Below are 2,760 nucleotides of genomic sequence, written 5' to 3'. Positions count from 1 at the left end.
GAGCGCTTTGCCCAGATGGATGAGCGCTTTGCCCAGATGGATGAGCGCTTTGCCCAGATGGATCAACGCTTTGCCCAGATGGATGAGCGCTTTGCCCAGGTGGATCAACGCTTTGCCCAGATGGATCAACGCTTTGATCGGTTAGAGCAACAGGTGAGCCACATCTTGGTGTTGTTGCAGCGGCAGCAAGGCCGCTAGCGCAGATAGTGGCGCAGGGCCACAACCGTATGGATGTGGTTCTGCGCCACAGCCACCTGTTCCACTGCGACCCGATTGTAGTCGACGGGTTGCAGCCGATAGAGCGCCTGAGCATCCTCGCGCCGGAGGGCGTGCACGTCCAGGTGAGAAGGGATGCGCGCAAAGATCCGCTCCTCTGGCTGGCGCCCCCGTCGCAGCCGCTGCAGCAGCTCCTCCACGCCCGGCAGGACGGGGACCAGGCGTCTCCGTCCGCCTTTGCCTCGGCGCACCAGGACCACCCCCGCAGCCTCGTTGAGATCTCCTACGCGCAGCGCCGCCACTTCACGCCGGCGCAAGCCTGTTGCCCGCAGAAAATCAATCAGTCCCTGCCAATGATCGGGGTTCAGTTCGCGGTCCTGTGCCACCGGACCCCGCGAGCGGCGGATGTCCTCCCGACGGCGCGGAGGCAGTGGCACCGCGGCAGCCAGCGCCCGATCGCCGAAGAAGAGCCGGAGCGCTGAGCGCGTGGTGGCCAGCGTCCAGGCTGACCATCCTACCTGCATCCCGTGCTGCAGATAGGCCGTGGCCAGCTCCTCGGCGTGGGCCTCCACCTCGGCCAGCCGGCGCAGCCCAGAGGAAGCCCGCGCCCACTTCAGGAAGCGGATCGTCTGCTCCTGGTAAACGGAGCGAGTCTTATAGGAATGAATGCGCCCCGTTGAGTAGGTCCAGTCGGGCTGCCCCTGCTGGCGAGCTGTCTGCTTAGCCGACAGCCGGCTCTCGCCGATGGCCATCAGGCGATCAAGCCGCTCGATGGCCTCGCGGATCAGACTGTTACGATGCCTGCTCATGATCGTGCTCCTGGCTCTGCGCTCCGCCGTGCCTCCCATTTCCATCCCAGGGGTTCAACGATGTCCGTCCCCCGGGCTGATGCCCTGGGCTGCCAGCATCCCTACGGCAGCGAGCGGGGAAGGGACGAGTCCCCGTTCTTGCTGTGTCGCTGTTTAGACCGCGCAGCGCGGTCTTGGGAGAGCGGGATGCGGTCCCTGACATCCCTGGCGAGGGAGACCCTGACCCGGCGGGAGCAGCACTCAACCAGCGCGGCGGGACGCTCACAGGCGCTTGCAAGCAGGGCGTGAGGTGCGCACATGCACAGGCGAACTGTCCCCCTGCTGCGACAGCGTCTTGTCTCCGTTGGAGCCTTCACATTTCAATCCCAGAACGGGCTCAAGCTGCATTCTGACTGGAGAGCCATTTGTTCTCTGGGCAGGCCGGCAGCAGCCGTTTCAATCCCAGAACGGGCTCAAGCTGCATTCTGACCCAACGGGGGCCGGCAAAACCATTATCTTCTGTAGGTTTCAATCCCAGAACGGGCTCAAGCTGCATTCTGACCTCAAGAATGGCGTACCGAGCGGGCGCGGCTGTGCGGTTTCAATCCCAGAACGGGCTCAAGCTGCATTCTGACAGGGAGATCGCTCTTTGGCAGAGATCTTGTTGCTCAGTTTCAATCCCAGAACGGGCTCAAGCTGCATTCTGACTTCGAAACGCTGCACCGCCTCGCGCAGGAGGCTGAAGTTTCAATCCCAGAACGGGCTCAAGCTGCATTCTGACTTGGCGTCTGGCGAGGCCCCACGGGCGTCCTGCACTAGTTTCAATCCCAGAACGGGCTCAAGCTGCATTCTGACGCTGAGCTACGCGCTCGGCCACAGAAATCGGAGCACGTTTCAATCCCAGAACGGGCTCAAGCTGCATTCTGACACGAGAGACCTGACAGGTCTGGTTGCAGTCCTGGTGTTTCAATCCCAGAACGGTCTCAAGCTGCATTCTGACGCGGGGAGACACGAGCGGGCGACGCTGCTGCACCCGGTTTCAATCCCAGAACGGGCTCAAGCTGCATTCTGACGTCGCCATCGCCGAGGCGGCGCAGCGGAATATCCGGTTTCAATCCCAGAACGGGCTCAAGCTGCATTCTGACGCCGCCGGCCCCCCAGGGAGTGGTGGCGTTGGACAATGTTTCAATCCCAGAACGGGCTCAAGCTGCATTCTGACGCAATCGTGTGATCACAGTCATCGCTCAGAGCTACTGTTTCAATCCCAGAACGGGCTCAAGCTGCATTCTGACCCAATTCGCTTCACTGAACTGCTCAAGGAGGCATTCCGTTTCAATCCCAGAACGGGCTCAAGCTGCATTCTGACGTGCTGCGCGTGAGCGGGTTGGCGCGCGTGTGTCTGCTGTTTCAATCCCAGAACGGGCTCAAGCTGCATTCTGACTAACAGTACCAGCAGTTGCCTGCAGGCGTATGAGGAAAGTTTCAATCCCAGAACGGGCTCAAGCTGCATTCTGACCGGGGGGGCACACCCTCGCCAGAGCGATTTTGTGAGGTGTTTCAATCCCAGAACGGGCTCAAGCTGCATTCTGACCAGAGCATACTGCCAGTCACCGGCAGGCTGCGCTGCGGTTTCAATCCCAGAACGGGCTCAAGCTGCATTCTGACGCAGAACATCATGCAAATGGTGGCTGAGCAGGCGGCAGGTTTCAATCCCAGAACGGGCTCAAGCTGCATTCTGACGGTACCCCTTCTAAGA

1 protein-coding gene, 1 pseudogene and 1 CRISPR repeat array are annotated in these 2,760 nt (G+C 61.1%); of the genes and pseudogenes, one reads left to right on the top strand and one right to left on the bottom strand.

The genetic code is table 11. The features are described 5' to 3' along the window. Positions 1-198 (top strand): annotated as a pseudogene (locus tag A4R35_RS18350) (hypothetical protein); the annotation flags it as partial. On the opposite strand, the gene A4R35_RS18345 reads toward A4R35_RS18350, so the two are convergent. Then, positions 195-1,025 carry a tyrosine-type recombinase/integrase gene (locus A4R35_RS18345; protein ID WP_189362015.1) on the bottom strand — a complete coding sequence of 277 codons (831 nt, stop codon included), beginning with the start codon at positions 1,023-1,025 and terminating at the stop codon, positions 195-197. The pseudogene A4R35_RS18350 and the gene A4R35_RS18345 sit on opposite strands and share 4 nt — an antisense overlap. A 356-nt stretch (positions 1,026-1,381) precedes the next feature. Further along, positions 1,382-2,744: direct repeats of the CRISPR family, unit length 37 nt; unit sequence GTTTCAATCCCAGAACGGGCTCAAGCTGCATTCTGAC. Positions 2,745-2,760 lie beyond the last annotated feature (16 nt).

This window comes from Thermogemmatispora tikiterensis (genome assembly GCF_003268475.1).
GTDB lineage: Bacteria > Chloroflexota > Ktedonobacteria > Ktedonobacterales > Ktedonobacteraceae > Thermogemmatispora > Thermogemmatispora tikiterensis.
The sequence above is the reverse complement of the archived record's forward strand: the minus strand, read 5'-3'. Positions and strand labels throughout refer to the sequence as shown.

Bases quoted from the DNA above. Each gene is read 5' to 3' on its own strand.
- A4R35_RS18345 (WP_189362015.1), bottom strand. From the start codon at position 1,025: ATGAGCAGGCATCGTAACAGTCTGATCCGCGAGGCCATCGAGCGGCTT.